General features: G+C 62.7%; 16 protein-coding genes. 11 read left to right on the top strand and 5 right to left on the bottom strand.

From position 1 onward, the window contains the following. Positions 1-14 precede the first annotated feature (14 nt). Together AC07R0_RS19410 and gloB are read right to left on the bottom strand one after the other, a co-directional pair. On the bottom strand, positions 15-1562 hold the full coding sequence (locus tag AC07R0_RS19410; RefSeq protein WP_495106056.1) for a transglycosylase SLT domain-containing protein: 1548 nt from the start codon (positions 1560-1562) through the stop codon (positions 15-17). Then, a complete protein-coding gene (gene gloB, locus AC07R0_RS19405) occupies positions 1562-2329 on the bottom strand; it encodes a hydroxyacylglutathione hydrolase (RefSeq protein ID WP_495106055.1) in 768 nt (255 codons plus the stop codon). Before gloB ends, AC07R0_RS19410 begins: the two co-directional genes overlap by 1 nt. Here gloB and AC07R0_RS19400 point away from each other — a divergent pair. The 4 genes from AC07R0_RS19400 to AC07R0_RS19385 all read left to right on the top strand — a co-directional run bounded on the left by AC07R0_RS19400 (position 2328) and on the right by AC07R0_RS19385 (position 6223). Beyond that, a complete protein-coding gene (locus AC07R0_RS19400) occupies positions 2328-3110 on the top strand; it encodes a methyltransferase domain-containing protein (protein WP_495106054.1) in 783 nt (260 codons plus the stop codon). The two genes, gloB and AC07R0_RS19400, sit on opposite strands and share 2 nt — an antisense overlap. A 61-nt stretch (positions 3111-3171) precedes the next feature. Then, on the top strand, positions 3172-3621 hold the full coding sequence (gene rnhA, locus AC07R0_RS19395) for a ribonuclease HI (RefSeq protein ID WP_495096546.1): 450 nt from the start codon (positions 3172-3174) through the stop codon (positions 3619-3621). Positions 3622-3628: 7 nt separating this feature from the next. After that, positions 3629-5086 carry an exodeoxyribonuclease I gene (sbcB, locus tag AC07R0_RS19390; RefSeq protein ID WP_495106053.1) on the top strand — a complete coding sequence of 486 codons (1458 nt, stop codon included), beginning with the start codon at positions 3629-3631 and terminating at the stop codon, positions 5084-5086. Positions 5087-5095: 9 nt separating this feature from the next. Then, complete coding sequence (locus tag AC07R0_RS19385) at positions 5096-6223, top strand: extracellular catalytic domain type 1 short-chain-length polyhydroxyalkanoate depolymerase (protein WP_495106052.1); 1128 nt, start codon at positions 5096-5098, stop codon at positions 6221-6223. 60 nt (positions 6224-6283) lie between these two features. Here the strand turns inward: AC07R0_RS19385 and AC07R0_RS19380 are convergent, their stop codons facing one another. Then, a complete protein-coding gene (locus AC07R0_RS19380) occupies positions 6284-7000 on the bottom strand; it encodes a haloacid dehalogenase type II (RefSeq protein WP_495106051.1) in 717 nt (238 codons plus the stop codon). Between the two features lie 105 nt (positions 7001-7105). On the opposite strand from AC07R0_RS19380, the gene AC07R0_RS19375 reads away from it, so the two are divergent. From AC07R0_RS19375 to AC07R0_RS19345, 7 genes are all read left to right on the top strand, one after another. Next, complete coding sequence (locus AC07R0_RS19375) at positions 7106-7975, top strand: LysR substrate-binding domain-containing protein (RefSeq protein WP_495106050.1); 870 nt, start codon at positions 7106-7108, stop codon at positions 7973-7975. A 179-nt stretch (positions 7976-8154) separates the two neighbouring features. Further along, on the top strand, positions 8155-9804 hold the full coding sequence (locus AC07R0_RS19370; RefSeq protein WP_495106049.1) for an acyl-CoA synthetase: 1650 nt from the start codon (positions 8155-8157) through the stop codon (positions 9802-9804). A gap of 71 nt (positions 9805-9875) precedes the next feature. Continuing rightward, a complete protein-coding gene (locus AC07R0_RS19365; protein ID WP_495074638.1) occupies positions 9876-10628 on the top strand; it encodes an ABC transporter ATP-binding protein in 753 nt (250 codons plus the stop codon). Then, positions 10625-11341 carry an ABC transporter ATP-binding protein gene (locus AC07R0_RS19360; protein ID WP_495074637.1) on the top strand — a complete coding sequence of 239 codons (717 nt, stop codon included), beginning with the start codon at positions 10625-10627 and terminating at the stop codon, positions 11339-11341. The genes AC07R0_RS19365 and AC07R0_RS19360 overlap by 4 nt, the downstream gene beginning before the upstream one ends. A gap of 41 nt (positions 11342-11382) precedes the next feature. After that, on the top strand, positions 11383-12609 hold the full coding sequence (locus AC07R0_RS19355) for an ABC transporter substrate-binding protein (RefSeq protein ID WP_495106048.1): 1227 nt from the start codon (positions 11383-11385) through the stop codon (positions 12607-12609). Between the two features lie 63 nt (positions 12610-12672). Next, positions 12673-13557 carry a branched-chain amino acid ABC transporter permease gene (locus AC07R0_RS19350; RefSeq protein ID WP_495096535.1) on the top strand — a complete coding sequence of 295 codons (885 nt, stop codon included), beginning with the start codon at positions 12673-12675 and terminating at the stop codon, positions 13555-13557. Between the two features lie 75 nt (positions 13558-13632). Then, the gene (locus AC07R0_RS19345; RefSeq protein ID WP_495074731.1) at positions 13633-14559 is read left to right on the top strand and encodes a branched-chain amino acid ABC transporter permease; all 927 of its coding nucleotides are present in this window, start codon (positions 13633-13635) and stop codon (positions 14557-14559) included. A 107-nt stretch (positions 14560-14666) separates the two neighbouring features. On the opposite strand, the gene AC07R0_RS19340 is transcribed toward AC07R0_RS19345, so the two are convergent. Beyond that, on the bottom strand, positions 14667-15704 hold the full coding sequence (locus AC07R0_RS19340; protein ID WP_495106047.1) for an alpha/beta hydrolase family protein: 1038 nt from the start codon (positions 15702-15704) through the stop codon (positions 14667-14669). A 43-nt stretch (positions 15705-15747) separates the two neighbouring features. Beyond that, on the bottom strand, positions 15748-17445 hold the full coding sequence (locus AC07R0_RS19335; RefSeq protein ID WP_495106046.1) for an electron transfer flavoprotein-ubiquinone oxidoreductase: 1698 nt from the start codon (positions 17443-17445) through the stop codon (positions 15748-15750). Positions 17446-17557 lie beyond the last annotated feature (112 nt).

Below are 17557 nucleotides of genomic sequence, written 5' to 3'. Positions count from 1 at the left end.
GCATCACCAGCCCGTTAGCGTTTGCGTGGCTTCTTGACGATCACCGGTTGCTTGCTGGTGCCGCTGGTCTTGTTATTGGCCGTGCTGCGTGAGTGTTGCCCCGAGCGCTCGGTAGCCGCAGAGCGGTTGCCGGTCAATTTGACGGGCAGGAACAGCACCACCTGCTGGCCCGCCTTGAGGGCTGCGCTGGCTTTGATGTCATTCCAGTCCGCCACATTGCTGGCGCTGACGCCATACTTTTTGGCGATGCTGGCGACGGTATCACGCTTGCCTGCCTTGACCGATGTCTTGCGGTTGACGATTTCGGGCGCCAGGCTGAGGTGGGCGGTGTCGGCCACGTGTTCGCTCACGTCCTGCATCAGGGCCGAGCGCGGCACGATCAGCGAAGAACCGGCCTTGATCAGCATGCGCGGCGGGATGTTGTTGACGCTGCGCAGGTCGTATTCGCTCATGCCAACCTGCTGTGCGGCGGCGCTGACGCTCATGGTGCTGGGTGCCGTCCAGGCCGTCCAACTGGCGTATTGGCCCTGCGTATAGGCTTCCAGATTGCGGGTGAAGATGGTGGCGTTATCCCAGGGCAGCAGGATTTGCGGCGTGCCCGCCGCCAGGATCACCGGCCGGTGCGAGGAGGGGTTGAGCGCCTTGAAGTCGTCCAGCTTCACATCGGCCAGCTTGGCGGCCAGGGCCACGTCGATGTCGCGCGTGATGTCCACGCTCTGGAAGTAGGGGTGGTTTTCGATCAGCGGCAGGTCGGTGCGGTACAGGTCGGGGTTGGCAATGATGTTTTTCACCGCCTGCAGCTTGGGCACATACAGCCGGGTCTCGGCGGGCATGTTCAGCTCGCTGTAGCTGATGCCCAGGCCGGCTTTCTGGTTGCGCGCAATGGCGCGGCTGACGCTGCCTTCGCCCCAGTTGTAGGCGGCCAGTGCCAGCTGCCAATCGCCAAACATGTTGTACAGCTTTTGCAGATAGTCGAGCGCGGCCCGGGTCGAAGCCAGCACGTCGCGCCGGTCGTCACGAAACAGGTTTTGTTTCAGCTCAAAGTAGTTGCCGGTGGACGGCATGAACTGCCACATGCCGGCCGCCTTGGCGCTGGACACGGCTTGCGGGTTGAAGGCGCTTTCGATATACGGCAGCAGCGCCAGCTCGGTGGGCATGCCCCGGCGTTCCAGTTCTTCCACCACATAGAACAGGTATTTGCTGGAGCGCTCGGTCATGCGCTGGATGTAGTCGGGCCGGGTGGTGTACCACTGCTCGCGGTCTACCACCAGGTTGCTTTCCAGGTTGGGCATGGCAAAGCCACGGCGTATGCGTTCCCACAGGTCTGCGGGGGGCTTGAGCTGGGCCACGCCGCGCGAACTGGCTTCTGCGGCGGTAATCGGCTGCAGGCTGGCACGGGGATAGATGGCGGTGTGTGCGGGTGTACCCGCTGTCGATTTGGCCGTGGCCAAACCGGCATCCGGGGTTGTGCTTGCCGGGCTGCCATCGGCCTTGGGGGCGACGTTGGCGCAGCCTGTCAGCCACACCATGACGGACAGGCTGAGAAGAGAGAGAAGTTTCATTAAAACTGATTTTTCCAGGTGCGAAGTGCGCCTAATACGCTGGCTTCATCAAAGGTGGTGGCATCGAACGCCCGTGCGGCCTGTTGTACCGTGGGCTGGCGGGTGCGCAAAAAAGGGTTGATCTGCAGTTCTAACGCCATGTTGGAGGGTAGCGTGGGCTCATTCGCCTCACGCTTGGCCATGCATGCGAGCTGGTATTGGAGCAGGGCGGAGTTGTCGGGTTCCACCACACGCGCAAATTTCAGGTTACTTAAAGTGTATTCATGGGTGCAGCACACACGGGTATTGCCCGGCAATGCTGCCAACGCGGACAGGGACGCGAGCATCTGCGCCGGCGTGCCTTCAAACAGGCGGCCGCAGCCACCCGAAAACAGCGTATCGCCACAAAACACCAGGGGCGCGCCTTGCCACCGCGGGGTATAGAAAGCGATATGCCCGGCTGTGTGGCCGGGCACGTCGATGACCTCAAACGTGGTGTCCAATACCGTGATGCGGTCGCCCTGGGCCAGCCTGTGCAGTGGTTCGGGAATGCGCTCGCGGGCCGGGCCGTAGACGCTTGCGCCGGTTGCCATACGCAATGCATCGACGCCACCGACATGGTCCGCATGGTGGTGGGTGACTAGAATGGCCTCTAGCTGCAAGCCATGCTGTTGCAGCGCGTGAAATACCGGCTGTGCGTCGCCCGGGTCCACCACCACTGCGCGGCGGCCGTCGTGCAACATCCAGATGTAGTTATCGGCAAAAGCAGGTAGGGCAAGCAAGTTCATGGGCAGCGAAATTATAGGTTTGCACGATTGGTTGAAGACCCCGCCCGGCCGCTACCTGCTGGATTGGGAGCGCGGGCGCTTCGATGAGGCAGTCGCGGACATATTTGGTTACCACGCCCTCCAGCTCGGGCTTGCGGAACTGCCAGGGCTGCAGAATAACCGCATACCGCACCGTTGGCTTGCAGCCCATGCTTTTGCCGAGCCGCAGGCTACAGACGCCCATGCCGAGCGGGCTACCTTGGTCACCGATTTTGCAGCGCTGCCGTTTTCTGAAAGTAGCCTGGACCTGCTGCTGCTGCCGCATGCCCTGGACCACAGCCCCGACCCCCATGCCACCTTGCGCGAGGTAGAGCGGGTGCTGGTGCCCGAGGGCAAGGTGGTGATTGCCGGCTTCAACCCGATGAGCCTTTGGGGCCTGCGGCAAAGCCGTGGTCACCTGTACCGCCGCATGGGCATAGGCGGTAGCTACTTGCCCGAGATGGGCGGCATGATTGGTTACTGGCGCCTACGTGACTGGTTGCGCTTGCTGAGCTTCGAGGTGGAGTCGGTGCAGTTCGGCTGTTACCGCCCCTCGGTACGCAGCGAGGCTTGGCTGAACCGCTTCGCCTGGATGGACCGCTCGGGTGAGCGGTTTGCGCCCATCCTGGGCGCGGTGTACTTCGTGGTGGCCGTCAAGCGGGTGCGCGGCATGCGCTTGATGGGGCCGCGCTGGAAGGTTTCCAAGGCGCTGGCCAACGCCCCCGTGCCGATTGCCAACCGGGATGCCAACCGCCATGGGTAGAACCTGTTCAAGGTTCATCTGGTAAAAACGACGTTCCCGAATCCTTATTAGAAAGCTGTGTTTGAACCACGTTGACATGTATACCGATGGCGCCTGCAAGGGCAACCCTGGCCCAGGCGGTTGGGGCGTTTTGCTGACCTGGGGCGGCACTGAAAAAGAAATGTTTGGCGGCGAGCTGGTCACCACCAATAACCGCATGGAAATGATGGCCGTGATCGAAGGCCTGAGCGCGCTCAAACAGCCTTGCAGCATCACCCTGTATATCGACAGCCAGTACGTGCTCAAGGGCATGACCGAATGGCTGAAGGGCTGGAAGTCCCGTGGCTGGATGACCGCCTCCAAAGAGCCTGTAAAGAACGTGGACCTGTGGCAGCGCCTGGACGGCCTGGTCAACACCGCCGGCCACAAGATCGAATGGCGCTGGGTCAAGGGCCATGCCGGCCACCCCGGCAACGAGCGTGCTGACATGCTGGCCAACCGTGGCGTGGACCTGGCCCTGGGCAAACGCTGAAGCCACCATGACAGACGCGCCCGCGCAGCACACCTTCCTCTGGCACGACTACGAGACCTTTGGTGCCAACGCGCGGCGCGACCGGCCCGCCCAGTTCGCCGCCATCCGCACCGATGCGGACCTGAACGAAATCGGCGAGCCGATGATGCTGTATTGCCAGCCCGCGCCCGACTTTCTGCCTGATCCGCAGTCCTGCCTGATCACCGGCATCACCCCGCAGCTGTGTCTGCAGCGCGGCGTGCCCGAAGCCGCGTTTGCGAATGCGATCGAGCAGGCTTTCAGCCAGCCCGGCACCATAGGCGTGGGCTACAACACCATTCGCTTTGACGACGAGATCACGCGCTTCATGTTCTGGCGCAACTTGATCGACCCGTACGCGCGCGAATGGCAAAACGGCTGTGGCCGCTGGGACCTGCTGGACGTGGTGCGCACCACCTACGCGCTGCGCCCCGAGGGCATAGCGTGGCCCAGCAAACCCGAAGGCGGCCCCAGCTTCCGGCTGGAAGACCTGAGCCGTGAAAACGGCCTGCTGCACGAGGCCGCGCACGACGCCTTGTCCGACGTGCGCGCCACCATTGCCTTGGCGCGCCTGATACGCACCGCGCAGCCGCGCCTGTTCGACTTCTGCCTGGGCTTGCACAAGAAGGAACGTGTGGCCGCCGAGCTGGGCCTGCCCACCACGCTGCAAGCCGCGCGGCCGTTTTTGCATATCTCTGGCATGTTCCCGGCCGAACGCGGTTGCCTGGCCGTAATGTGGCCGCTGGCCATGCATCCGACCAACCGCAATGAGCTGATTGCCTGGGACTTGTCGCACAGTCCGGCGGAATTCAGCCAGATGAATGTGGAAGACATCCGCCTGCGCCTGTTCAGCAAGGCCAGTGATTTGCCCGAGGGCATCAGCCGCCTGCCCATCAAGACCATCCACCTGAACAAGTCGCCCATGGTGGTGGCCAATTTGAAAACCCTGTCGCCCGAGCTGGCCAAACGCTGGGGACTGGATGGCGACGTGCTGCGCGCCCACGCAGCCGAGGCACGGGCCTTGCCGGATATGAGTGGCATCTGGCCCGCAGTGTTTGAGCGCCCGGCGGAGCCCGCGCGCGATGTGGACGAAGACCTGTACGGCGGCTTTGTGGACGACCATGACCGCCGTCGTCTGAACGATCTGCGCACGCTGTCGCCCGAGAAGCTGGCCCAGGTGCGCAGCAGTTTTGACGACAGCCGGCTGGACGAGCTGCTGTTTCGCTACCGTGCGCGCAACTTCCCGGCCAGCCTGTCGCCTGAAGAGCAGCAGCGTTGGGAGGAACACCGCGCCGCACGCCTGTTTGACGGGGAGGGCGGTGCACGCACCATAGACAGCCTGTTCAGCGAGATCGACGCCCTGTCGGAAACCGCCGACGAGCGCGGCGAAGAAATATTGGGCGCGCTGTACGACTACGCCGAGGCCATAGCGCCCGAGCGAGACTAGGTATTAGCGATGCGCAAAAGCCTCGGCAGCATTCTGTTCAGCAGCCTCAAGCGCATCGGTAAAGCCCAGCAACGCCAGCAGAAGAAGCTGGTCAAAAGCCTGTCTGCGGTGGTCAAGCGGGCGAGCAAGCCCGCGATACCAGTACTACCCGCAAAAACGGCCAAACCCAAGGCCCTCAAACCCAGGGTGCAACCGTTGCCGCCCGCACTTGCGGCCCCGCTTGCGGGCTCTTGGACGCGCTCCTTTTTCGCCGTGCCCGGCGGGCCACGTATGGCCTACTGGCTGTACCTGCCGCCGCGCAACAAATTGGCCCTGCAACCGCCCTTGCCCCTGGTGGTCATGCTGCACGGCTGCGGCCAAACGGCCCCTGACTTTGCCCAGGGCACGCGCATGAATGCGCTGGCGCAGCGCAAAGGCTTTGCGGTGCTCTATCCCCAGCAACTGCTGACGACCGACGCCAACCGTTGCTGGCAGTGGTACCGCAGCGCCACCCAGCAGGGCGGGGGTGATGCCGCCAACGTGGTCGGCCTGCTGGCCCATGTGGTGGGTAAACAGGGCTTGGACGCGACCCGGGTCTACCTGGCGGGTCTGTCGGCCGGTGCGGCGCTGGCTGAGGTCATTGCGCTGCGCTATCCCCATTTCATTGCCGCCGTTGGCATGCACTCCGGCCCGGTGTTCGGCATGGCGGACAACCGGTTGGCGGCGTTTGCCGTGATGCAGCATGGCGCCTTGCAGGGCGGGGAGCCGGCCGTGCAGGCCCTGGCCAGCGACCCGGGCTTTCCGGGCATGCCGGCGATGCTGCTGCATGGTGATGCCGACAAGGTGGTGCGCCCGGTGAACTTGCATCAGGTGGCGCGCCAGTTCTGCCTGCTCAACCACCTGCCAGTCACGCATGTGCCAGTGACCACCCGCCAGCCGGCCCGCAGCGGTGGCCGTAGCCCGCGCCACGCGTTGGAGCGCCTGGACTACCGGCAGGGCCGCAAAACGCTGGTGTCTGTGTGCCGCATTGCCGGGCTGGACCACGCCTGGAGCGGTGGCGACGCCGCGTTGCGCTTCAATAGCAGGCTGGGGCCCGACGCCAGCGCGCTGCTGTGGGCGTTTTTCGAGAAGCACCGGCGTCCTGGCCGGGGTATTTGATTGCTATTGTTTGGATAGCTGCTGGCGCAGGTAAATTCTGCGCTAGAGGCACTTTTTTATTCATAAGCTACGGGTAGACCAGCCTAGCGAATCGAACAGTGCCGGCACGCCCTCCAGCGTGGGCAGGGTGGCATCAGGTGTGTAGTCGGGCAGCGGGGTGCGGCGGCCCCGGTCTATCCAGACGCAGCGAAAGCCCATGTCGCGCGCGGCCGCGTGGTCCAGGTGGGGGCTGGCGCAGATGTGCACGACCTCGTCCTTGCTGACACCCAGTTGCTGGTAGGCGTGGTCGAACAGCTGCCGCGCCGGTTTGTAGGCGCCGCCCTGCTGCGCGGTGATGACACGGTCTATGCAGCCTTCCAGCTGGGCTACGTTGCCGGCAATGATGTCGTCGTCCGTGTTGGAGATGATGCACAGCTTGTAGCCGCGCGCCTTGAGCTGCTGCAGCGCGGCCACGACCTCGGGGAAGGGCGGCATGGCGCCGATATGGTTGGTCAGGCGGCGTACGTCGTCCGCGTGGCTGGGCAGGCCCAGTTCGGCCAGAGCCAGGCGCAGCGCCTGGCCAGAGACTTCGCGGAAGCTGAGGTGCGGCGGCGTCTGTTCGAGCGTGTGCTCATAGCGGTCATGGATGGCGATGAGTTGGGCTGGGTCGATGTGGCCGGCATTTTTTTGCCGCAGGATGTCGGCGAAAACCGCTTGCAACCCTTCGTCCCACTGGATCAAGGTGCCGTAGCAGTCAAAAGTCAGCCACTGTGGGCGCGGGGTATGGAGCAGGGACATGGTGCGGAGCGTGTTGAAAGCGAAACCCGTACTGTGCGTGCTGGCTTGAATATTTGCAAATTGATTTATTATTGATTTTTAAGTCGAATATCCACTAACAAAGCCATGCTGGACCTTGATTTGCTGAAGACCCTGGTCTGCGTGGTGGATGAGCGCAGCTTTACCCGTGCGGCCGAGCGCGTGCACCGCACCCAGTCCACCGTCAGCCAGCAGATCTTGCGGCTGGAGCAGAGCGTGGGCCACGCCTTGCTGCTGCGCGACCGCACGGGCAAGAATGTCGTGGCCACGGAGCGTGGCGAGATGCTGGCCGCCTACGCACGCCGCCTGCTGGCGATCGCCCAGGAGGCAGAGACCGCGCTGGACAGCCCGGCCGCACCTGCCGCTGTACGCATCGGTCTGCCGGAGGACTTCGACGCCCGCCGTCTGGCGGCCATGTTGTCTGGCTATCTGGCGGTTGCCCCTGCGGTGCGGCTGGAAACCAGCAGCGGCATGAGCAGCGATTTGCAGCGCGACCTGGCCGCCGGAGCGTTGGACATGGCTTTGCTCAAGCGCGAACCGGGCAGCGGTCCCTGTATTGCCGCCTGGCCTGAGACCCTGGTGTGGGCCGCTGGTCAGCAGCCTGTGCCGGATGCGGCCGAGGTGCCGTTGGCCTTGTTCCCGCAGGGCTGCATCTACCGGCTGCGGGCCATCCGTGCGCTGGAGCAGGCCGGCAAACGCTGGCGCGTGGCCTTTGGCAGCCATAGCCTGGCGGGTATTCAGGCGGCGGTGGCAGCCGGCCTGGCGCTCAGCGTGCTGCCGACCAGCGCCTTGCTGCCAGAGCACCGTGTGCTGGGCCCGGCAGACGGCTACCCCGGGCTGCCACAGGCCGAGCTGGCCCTGGTCGCCGCGGCCCAGCCCCTGAGCGCGGCCCAGCGCAGCCTGGCCGACTACCTGGTCCGCGCGATGGCGGCCGATGGCGCCAGTGTGCAGACCTGAATTGCTATATTTTTCGTAGCTTCTTGCGCAGATAAATTCTGCGCCAACGGCTGATTTGCCCTATAAGTGCGCAATGGCGCCAAAAGCCCATTTTCGTCAGCAAACCGTCAATTTGCGTGGCCACAATGCGGCGAATAAAACAAACCCCGGCACGCCGTGCACGGGAACCGGAGACAAGCATGCGCAATAAGCAAGCCCACAACGCTTACCAGCAAGGCCTGGACAAGAACCCCGCGAACTTTGTGGCCTTGTCGCCGCTGAGCTTTATTGAGCGATCGGCCAAGGTCTACCCGGACCGGTTGGCGGTAATCTACGGTGAGCGCCGCCAAACCTGGGCCCAGACCTACACCCGCTGCCGCCAGCTGGCCAGCGCCTTGCAGGCGCGGGGCATAGGCGAGGGTGACACCGTGGCCGTGATGCTGCCCAATGTGCCGGCCATGCTGGAGGTCCATTTTGGCGTACCCATGTCGGGCGCCGTGCTCAATACCCTGAATACCCGGCTGGACGGCGAAGCCATCGCCTTCATGCTGCAACACGGCGAAGCCAAGGTGCTGCTGGTGGATAGGGAGTTCGCTTCTGTGGTCGAAAAGGCCCTGGCCCTGCTGGGCGACCAGCGGCCCTATGTGATCGAGGTGGAGGACGCCTTGGCGCCCGAGGGCAAATACCTGGGCGATACCGACTACGAGAGCTTCATCGCCTCGGGCAAGCCCGACTTCGTCTGGCAGCTGCCGGCCGACGAGTGGGACGCGATCGCGCTGAACTACACCTCCGGCACTACCGGCAACCCCAAGGGCGTGGTCACCCACCACCGCGGCGCCTACCTGAACGCAGCCAACAACGTGCTGTCCTGGCAGATACCGCACCACGCCGTGTATTTGTGGACCCTGCCCATGTTCCACTGTAATGGCTGGTGCTTCCCCTGGACCATGGCCTTGATCGCCGGCACCAGCGTCTGCCTGCGGCGTGTGGACCCGGCGCTGATCTACCCGCTGATACGCGAGCACCACATCACCCACCTGTGCGGCGCGCCGATTGTGTTCAGCATGTTGATCCATGCGCCCGCCGCCCTGCGTGAAGGCATCACCCACACCATCCAGGGCCTGGTAGCCGGTGCGGCGCCACCGGCGGCGGTGATCGAGGGCTGCGAGAACGCGGGCATCCACATAACGCACGTTTATGGCCTGACCGAGGTGTATGGTCCGGCGGCCGTGTGTGCGCCGCAAGAGTCCTGGGCCGGCCTACCGATAGCCGAGCGCGCCCGCCTGAACAGCCGCCAAGGCGTGCCCTACCCATTGCAGCAAGCGGTGGCCGTGCTGGACCCGGACACCCTGCAGCCGGTGCCTGCCGATGGCACGACGATGGGCGAAATCTTCTTCCGTGGCAATGTGGTGATGAAGGGCTATCTAAAGAACCCGGTCGCCACCGAAGCGGCGTTTGCCGGTGGCTGGTTCCACACCGGCGACCTGGCGGTGATGCACCCCGATGGCTATGCCCAGATCAAGGACCGCAGCAAGGACATCATCATTTCGGGTGGTGAAAACATCTCGTCTATCGAGGTGGAAGACGTGTTGCACCGCCATCCGGCGGTGATGCTGGCCGCCGTGGTGGCCCAGCCGGACGAAAAATGGGGTGAAGTGCCCTGCGCCTTCATCGAATTGAAGGGTGATGTGCAGGCCAGCGCCCAGGACATTATTGACTTCTGCCGAAGCCATATGGCACGCTTCAAGGTACCGAAGCAGGTGGTCTTCTGCAAATTGCCGAAGACGTCAACCGGGAAAATCCAAAAATTTGTGCTGCGCGAGCAAGTAAAGTCGAACGCAGACACGTGATGCCTCTCCGCCTGCCGCGCACAGTGTTGTGTGGCGGGCCTGTCCGATGAACCTGCAGTAAAGGACTCGATTTGCCCAGCGACATCATTCTCCAGACGGAAGGCCTGACCAAGGAATTTCTTGGCTTTGCCGCAGTGGCCTGCGTCAATCTGCAGGTGCAACGCGGCAGCATCCACGCGCTGATCGGCCCCAACGGCGCGGGCAAGACCACTGTCTTCAACCTGCTCACCAAATTCATCCAGCCCACCAAGGGGCAAATCCAGTTCAACGGCATCGACATCACGCGTGAAACACCCATCCAGGTGGCGCGACGTGGCATGGTGCGTTCGTTCCAGATATCCGCCACATTCGCCCACTTGACGGCGCTTGAAAACGTGCGTGTGGCCCTGCAGCGCAAGCGTACCGATTCCTTCAACTTTTGGTCCTCGGTGAAGCGGCTGGACGCGCTGAATGGCCGGGCCATGGAGCTGCTGGAGCAGGTGGACCTGCAAGGCTTTGCCGACACCGTGGCGGTAGAGATGCCCTATGGCCGCAAGCGCGCCCTGGAGATCGCCACCACGCTGGCCCTGGAGCCCGAGCTGATGCTGCTGGACGAACCCACCCAGGGCATGGGCCACGAGGACGTGGGCCGTGTCGTGGAGCTGATCCGCAAGGTGTCCAAAGGCCGCACCATCCTGATGGTGGAGCACAACCTGTCGGTGGTCGAGTCGCTGTGCGACACGCTCACCGTCTTGCAGCGCGGCAGCGTGCTGGCCGAGGGCAACTACGCCACCGTATCCAAAGACCCGCGCGTGCTCGAAGCCTATGTGGGGGTGGAGGCATGAGCGCGGTGGCCGGCGCGGCCATGCTGCGGGTGCAGGGCCTGCATGCCTACTACGGTGAATCCCACATCCTGCACGGCATGGACCTGCATGTGCACCAGGGTGAGCTGATCACTCTGCTGGGCCGCAATGGCGCGGGTCGCTCAACCACGCTGAAAGCCATACTGGGCCTGGTGGGCAAGCGCACCGGTTCCATCCAGTTCAATGGGCAGGAAATCATTGGCATGGCGCCGCACCACATCGCGCGCCTGGGCGTGGGGTTTTGCCCGGAAGAGCGCGGCATTTTTGCTGGCCTGTCCACCGAAGAAAACCTGATGCTGCCCCCGGTGGTGGCCAGTGGCGGCATGACGCTGGATGAAATCTATGCGCTGTTTCCCAACCTGCATGAGCGCCGCAACAGCCCCGGCACCCGCCTGTCGGGTGGCGAGCAGCAGATGCTGGCCATGGCTCGCATTTTGCGCACCGGCGCCAAGATGCTGCTGCTGGACGAGATCACCGAAGGCCTGGCCCCGGTGATCGTGAAGAAGCTGGGCGAGGTGATACGCCTGCTGAAAACGCGTGGCTACACCATCGTCTTGGTGGAGCAGAACTTCCGATTTGCCGCACCCCTGGCGGACAGGCATTACGTGCTGGAGCATGGCCTGGTGGCCATGGTGGTACAGAAAGACGAGCTGGCAGCCAAGACCAGCGACATGCAAGCCTTGCTCGGCGTGTAAGCCGGGATACCCCTTTTATTGTTGATCAGAGGAGACACCCCATGAAATTCAAGCCCACACCGCTTGCCACATCACTTGCTATGGCTGCAGGTTTTTCCCTTTTGTTGGCCACGGGGGCCCAGGCACAGGTGTCCGACGGTGTCGTCAAGATCGGTGTGCTGACCGATCTGTCGGGCACTTACTCCGATCTGGCCGGGCCCGGTGCGGTGCTCGCCACCAAGATGGCGATCGATGATTTTGTGGCCGCCGAAAAGCCCAGTTTCAAGGTAGAAATGGTGGCCGCCGACCACCAGAACAAGGGCGATATCGCCGCCAACAAGGCCCGTGAATGGGTGGAGCGCGACAAGGTGGACGTGCTGACCGAATTGGTCACCAGCTCCACCGCGCTGGCGGTGCAGAAGATCGGCAAGGAGAAGAACAAGATCGTGCTGATCAACGGTGCGGGCGCCACCTCCATCACCAACGAAGCCTGCAACGACGTGACCGTGCACTGGGCCTACGACACCTATGCCGTGGCCAATGGCACGGCCAAGGCGGTGACCAAGGCCGGTGGCAAGAAATGGTTCTTCCTGACGGCCGACTATGCATTCGGCCATGCGCTGGAAAAAGATGCGTCTGACGTGGTCAAGGCCAATGGCGGCGAAGTGGTGGGCGGCGTGCGCCACCCGTTTCCCACCTCGGACTTTTCGTCCTTTCTGCTGAAGGCGCAGTCCTCGGGCGCGCAGATCATCGGCCTGGCGAATGCGGGTGGCGATACCGTTAACTCCATCAAGCAGGCGGCCGAGTTCGGCATCACCGGCAAGCAGCAGCTGGCCGGGCTGCTGATGTTCATCACCGACATCCATTCCCTGGGCCTGAAGACCACCCAGAACATGTACCTCACCGAAGGTTTCTACTGGGACCTGAACGACCAGACCCGGGCCTGGTCCAAGCGCTTCTTCGATCAGCACAAGCGTATGCCGACCATGGTGCAGGCAGGGCAGTACTCGTCCACCATGCACTACCTGAAGGCTGTGAAGGCCGCCAACAGCGACGATACCGCCAAGGTCATGGCGCAGATGAAGAAGATGCCGGTGAACGACTTCTTCGCCAAGAACGGCACCATCCGTGAAGACGGCCGCATGGTGCACGACATGTACCTCATGCAGGTCAAGACCCCGGCCGAGTCGAAGACGCCGTGGGACTACTACAACGTGCGTGCCACCATCCCAGCGGCCGAAGCCTTCCAGCCGCTGTCGGCATCGCGCTGCCCCTTGGTCAAAAAGTAAACCCCCTGTCCCCGGGGCCGCGTACGGCCTTGGGGTTTGTCTGCGCTACGAGGGAATCCCGCTATGGATATTTTTGGCATACCGTCACCGGCCTTTTTCGGCCAGCTGCTGCTGGGGCTGATCAACGGCTCGTTTTATGCCATCTTGAGCCTGGGCCTGGCCATTATTTTTGGCCTGCTCAACATTATTAATTTTGCCCATGGCGCGCAGTACATGGTGGGGGCTTTTGTCGCCTGGCTGGGCTTCAGCTACCTGGGCATCAACTACTGGTGGGCCCTGATTTTGTCGCCCCTGGTAGTGGGTGTGGTCGCGGTCGCGATAGAGCGCCTTATGCTGCGCCACCTGTACAAGTTGGATCACTTGTATGGACTGCTGCTGACCTTTGGCCTAGCGCTGATCGCTGAGGGGGTGTTCAAGAATTTCTTTGGCGTGTCAGGCTCGTCTTACGAGGTACCGGAGCTGCTGCAAGGCGGCGTGAATCTGGGCTTTATGTACCTGCCGATATACCGCGCCTGGGTGGTGGTGGCGGCATTGAGCGTGTGCTTTGTCGCGTGGTACGCCATTGAGCGCACGCGCCTGGGCGCCACACTGCGTGCGGCCACCCAGCGGCCAGATCTGGTGCAGGCCCTGGGCATCAATGTGCCGGTGCTGCTGACGGCCACCTATGCGGTGGGGGCGGCGCTGGCGGCCTTTGCTGGCGTGCTGGCCGCGCCCATTGTGCAGGTCAACCCGGTGATGGGCTCCAACCTCATCATCGTGGTGTTTGCCGTGGTGGTGATTGGCGGCATGGGCTCCATCATGGGCTCCATCGTCACCGGCCTGGGCCTGGGTGTGGTGGAGGGGCTGACCAAGGTGTTTTATCCCGAAGCCTCGGCCGTGGTGATCTTTCTGGTCATGGTGTTGGTGCTGCTGGTTAAACCCGCAGGCCTGTTTGGCAAGCAAGCCTGAGGACGAACGATGCAATCTGTTCAATCTGTTCCATCCGGCGTCGCCAGCAAGAACGAGCGCCAGCGTACGCTATGGATGTTTGTAGCTCTGGTCGTGGTGGGCAGCATCGCGCCCTTTGTGCTGTACCCCACGTTCCTGATGAAGGTGCTGTGCTTTGCGTTGTTTGCCTGCGCGTTTAACCTGCTGCTGGGCTTTGCGGGGCTGTTGTCGTTCGGGCATGCGGCCTTCTTTGGCGGCTCGGCCTATATCACCGGTTACCTGTGCCGCGACCTGGGCTGGTCGCCCGAGCTGGGCCTGCTGGCCGGCGCTGCGTTTGGTGCGGTGTTGGGTGCCATCTTTGGCATGCTGGCGATACGCCGCAGCGGCATCTACCTGACCATGATCACATTGGGCTTAGCCCAGCTGGTGTACTTTGTGGCGCTGCAAATGGGCTTTACCGGAGGCGAGGATGGCATGCAGGGCATTCCGCGCGGCAAGTTGTTTGGGCTGGTGGACATGTCGGACAACATTGCTATGTACTTCTTCGTGTTTGCGGTGTTCATGGGCGGTTTTTGGCTGGTGCACCGCACCATCCATTCCCCGTTCGGCCAGATCCTGAAGGCCATACGCGACAACGAGGCGCGGGCTACGTCACTCGGCTATGACGTGGCGCGCTACAAGCTGTTGGCCTTCGTCATCTCGGCCACGCTGTCGGGTCTGGCGGGTTCCATGAAGGCGCTGGTGTTCCAACTGGCCTCGCTGGCCGACGTGCACTGGCATACCTCGGGCCAGGTGGTGCTGATGACGCTGCTGGGCGGCTTGGGCACCATCCTCGGCCCGGTGGCTGGCGCCATCACCATCGTCAGCCTGGAGGACCTGCTGGCCGACAAGGTGGGCTCCTGGGTCACGGTGATCATGGGTGTGATCTTCGTGGTCTGCGTGATGGTGTTTCGCCGTGGCGTGGTCGGCGAGATCAGCGCGCTGTTCGGCAAGAAGCCGGCCGCGGGGCCCGCCGGGCATTAAAGCCAGGCGCTCCTATTTTTAACATCAAAAATAGGAGCGCTTTGCGCAGTATTTATCAGCGCTAGAGGTGGATTTTCTGCCTGAAAAATGGCTTGTTTTTCAACTATTCAGGGCTGCGGCTGGGCAAGGTGATGCTGGAAGAAAGCAAGCACCTGAGCATTGAAATCTTGGTGAAAAGCGAGGCGGTCGAAACCGGGTGAATCGCTACAGATTTCTGGCTTCGATTGGCGCAAAGCGGGTGAGCAGGGCATAAGAAAACCGAAGTGCGTGGCATTGTCTACCACCCGCCATTCAGGTGCCACAGGCAGATTCCTGCGCACCGCGGCCACGCTTTCGGGCGTGACGCCGTCGCCACCGTAGGCCGAGGCCCAGAGCTGGATGGGAATTGTCACGTTCTTCAAGCCCTCGGCGCTGAAGACCATGCTCAGCGGGTCGGCGATGACCGCCGCTTGGATGCGGCTGTCATGGACCAGAGGTAAAGCGAGCAGCTCCTGGAATCTTTGCCGCATGCGTTTACACGCCGGGCTTTCAGGCTCCGATGCGCAGGGCGAGGAGGGTGGCGGAGGGAGAAGTTGGAAGTCCGGACTGGCTCCACCCAGCACAAGGCCGGTGTAGCCGCCCCTGGAAAAACCGTAGAAGCCGATTTTGTTGGCGGCCAGTGTTGCGTGGCCTTCCCAGGGGCCGAGCATGAAGTCGATCAACCGTTGGATATCGGTCGGTCGCGTTGCCAGCGCTGAAATGGAGTCGTTCGGGCCGCCGCGAATCAGGTGGTTGTCTTGCGAGTGGTTGATGGCGGCCACCACAAACCCTGCATTGGCCAGTGCATCCGCCGTGTCGCGTTGGTCAAAGAAAGAGCCGCCATAGCCATGCGAAACCACGACCAGGGGCAGCTGTGTACCCGATACCGGGCAGTTCTGGACGCCGTCGATGACCAGGCGATCGAGCGCAATCTTGCCTGCGGGCGCAGCACAGGGCGACCACACGGCACCGTGTAATGCCGGGCCGTTCGCGTCTGCCGGTACTTCGATGAAGCTGAAGCCTGCCGCCTGTGCCAGAGCGGAGGAAAGGCAGAGCGTGGCGACGGAAAGAAGCTGCTGAAAAGTCATGTGTGCTCTCATAACATGTTCACTTTCTCTTGTCGTCATAAGAACGTGTTCAAAGGCCCTGGCAAGGTGACGTGTGCTTACATTACATGCCCGCGTAGTTTGGCCCGCCACCGCCTTCGGGTGTGACCCAGACGATGTTCTGCGTCGGGTCCTTGATGTCGCAGGTCTTGCAGTGCACGCAGTTTTGCGCGTTGATCTGCAGCTTGTCCTGCCCGCTGTCGGTTTTGATGAACTCGTACACGCCGGCAGGGCAGTAGCGGGCTTCGGGGCCCGCGTACTTGTGCAGGTTTACGTCCACTGGCACCGAGGCGTTCTTCAGCGTCAGGTGTGCGGGCTGGTTTTCCGCATGGTTTGTGTTGCTGATGAAGACGCTGCTGAGCCGGTCAAAGGTCAGCTTGCCATCGGGCTTGGGGTAGGCGATGGGCTTGCACTCGGCTGCGGGCTTCAAGTAGGCGTGGTCGGGCTTGTCGCGGCGCAGTGTCCAGGGGATGTGGCCGCGCAGCGCGAACTGCTCGATGCCGTTCATCAGCGTGGCCGTGACCAGGCCCTTTTTGAACCAGGCCTTGAAGTTGCGCGCCTTGTGCAGCTCTGCATGCAGCCAGCTTTTCTCGAAGGCCTCGGGGTAGGCGCTGAGCTCGTCGTGCTGGCGGCCGTTGGTGACGGCGTCGTAAGCGGCCTCGGCGGCCAGCATGCCGGTCTTGATGGCGGCGTGGCTGCCCTTGATGCGGCTCACGTTCAGGTAGCCGGCGTCGCAGCCCACCAGCGCGCCGCCGGGGAACACGGTCTTGGGCAGGCTCATCAGGCCACCAGCCGTGATGGCACGCGCGCCATAGCCCAGGCGCTTGGCCGGATTGACGCCGTGCTCTGCGTCGCCTTCCAGATACCAACGCACATTGGGGTGGGTTTTCCAGCGCTGGAATTCTTCAAACGGGCTAAGGTAGGGGTTGGCGTAGTCCAGTCCGGTGATGAAGCCCAGGGTGACCTTGTTGCCTTCCATGTGGTACAGAAAGGCACCGCCGTAGGTACTGTTGTCCATGGGCCAGCCGGCGGTGTGCATGACGAAACCGGGCTGGTGGCGCTTGGGGTCGATCTCCCAGACTTCCTTGATGCCCAGGCCGTAGGTTTGCGGGTCTTTGCCATCGTCGAGCTTGAACTTGGCGATCAGCTGCTTGCCCAGGTGGCCGCGTGCGCCTTCGGCGAACACCGTGTACTTGGCGTGCAACTCCATGCCGATCTGGAAGTCGGCCGTGGGCTCGCCTTCCTTGCTCACACCCATGTTGCCGGTGGCCACGCCTTTGACCGAACCGTCATCGTTGTACAGCACTTCGGCCGCGGCGAAGCCGGGGAAGATTTCCACGCCCAGGGCTTCGGCCTGCTCGCCCAGCCACTTGGTGACGGCACCCAGGCTGACGATGTAGTTGCCGTGGTTCTGGAAGCAGCCTGGCAGCAGGAAGTTGGGTGTGCGAAAGGACGACTTTTCGCCAAGGAAGATCATCGCGTCATCGGTCACCGGCTGGTTCAGCGGCGCGCCCATGGCCTTCCAGTTGGGGAAGAGTTCGCTCAGCGCGATCGGGTCCATGATGGCGCCGCTGAGGATGTGGGCACCGGGCTCGGAGCCTTTCTCCAGCACCACGACCGAGATGTCCGTGCCTTTTTCCGCTGCCAGTTGTTTCAGGCGGATGGCTGTGGAAAGCCCGCCAGGGCCGCCGCCAACGACGACCACGTCATATTCCATGGCTTCGCGGGGGCCAAACTGGGCAAGAATCTCTTCGTTCGTCATGGGCGTTTTCCTGTGGGGGGCTATTACTGCGCGATGCTTATGCTGCAGTTACGTGGCTTACAAAATCGCAAGGCATTTTATGTGGATGGGACGGCTGCACTGTCACAATCCA

The sequence above is a fragment of the Rhodoferax sp. GW821-FHT07F03 genome (assembly GCF_059418745.1).
This window is presented reverse-complemented; position numbering and strand designations above follow the sequence as displayed.

Excerpts from the sequence above, each read along its gene's own strand:
- AC07R0_RS19380 (WP_495106051.1), bottom strand. The coding sequence starts at position 7,000 with ATGTCCCTGCTCCATACCCCGCGCCCACAGTGGCTGACTTTTGACTGC.
- AC07R0_RS19410 (WP_495106056.1), bottom strand. The coding sequence starts at position 1,562 with ATGAAACTTCTCTCTCTTCTCAGCCTGTCCGTCATGGTGTGGCTGACA.
- AC07R0_RS19345 (WP_495074731.1), top strand. The coding sequence starts at position 13,633 with ATGTTTGTAGCTCTGGTCGTGGTGGGCAGCATCGCGCCCTTTGTGCTG.
- AC07R0_RS19350 (WP_495096535.1), top strand. The coding sequence starts at position 12,673 with ATGGATATTTTTGGCATACCGTCACCGGCCTTTTTCGGCCAGCTGCTG.
- AC07R0_RS19355 (WP_495106048.1), top strand. The coding sequence starts at position 11,383 with ATGAAATTCAAGCCCACACCGCTTGCCACATCACTTGCTATGGCTGCA.
- gloB (WP_495106055.1), bottom strand. The coding sequence starts at position 2,329 with ATGAACTTGCTTGCCCTACCTGCTTTTGCCGATAACTACATCTGGATG.
- AC07R0_RS19385 (WP_495106052.1), top strand. The coding sequence starts at position 5,096 with ATGCGCAAAAGCCTCGGCAGCATTCTGTTCAGCAGCCTCAAGCGCATC.
- AC07R0_RS19375 (WP_495106050.1), top strand. The coding sequence starts at position 7,106 with ATGCTGGACCTTGATTTGCTGAAGACCCTGGTCTGCGTGGTGGATGAG.
- AC07R0_RS19400 (WP_495106054.1), top strand. The coding sequence starts at position 2,328 with ATGGGCAGCGAAATTATAGGTTTGCACGATTGGTTGAAGACCCCGCCC.
- AC07R0_RS19340 (WP_495106047.1), bottom strand. The coding sequence starts at position 15,704 with ATGACGACAAGAGAAAGTGAACATGTTATGAGAGCACACATGACTTTT.
- AC07R0_RS19335 (WP_495106046.1), bottom strand. The coding sequence starts at position 17,445 with ATGACGAACGAAGAGATTCTTGCCCAGTTTGGCCCCCGCGAAGCCATG.
- AC07R0_RS19370 (WP_495106049.1), top strand. The coding sequence starts at position 8,155 with ATGCGCAATAAGCAAGCCCACAACGCTTACCAGCAAGGCCTGGACAAG.
- sbcB (WP_495106053.1), top strand. The coding sequence starts at position 3,629 with ATGACAGACGCGCCCGCGCAGCACACCTTCCTCTGGCACGACTACGAG.
- AC07R0_RS19360 (WP_495074637.1), top strand. The coding sequence starts at position 10,625 with ATGAGCGCGGTGGCCGGCGCGGCCATGCTGCGGGTGCAGGGCCTGCAT.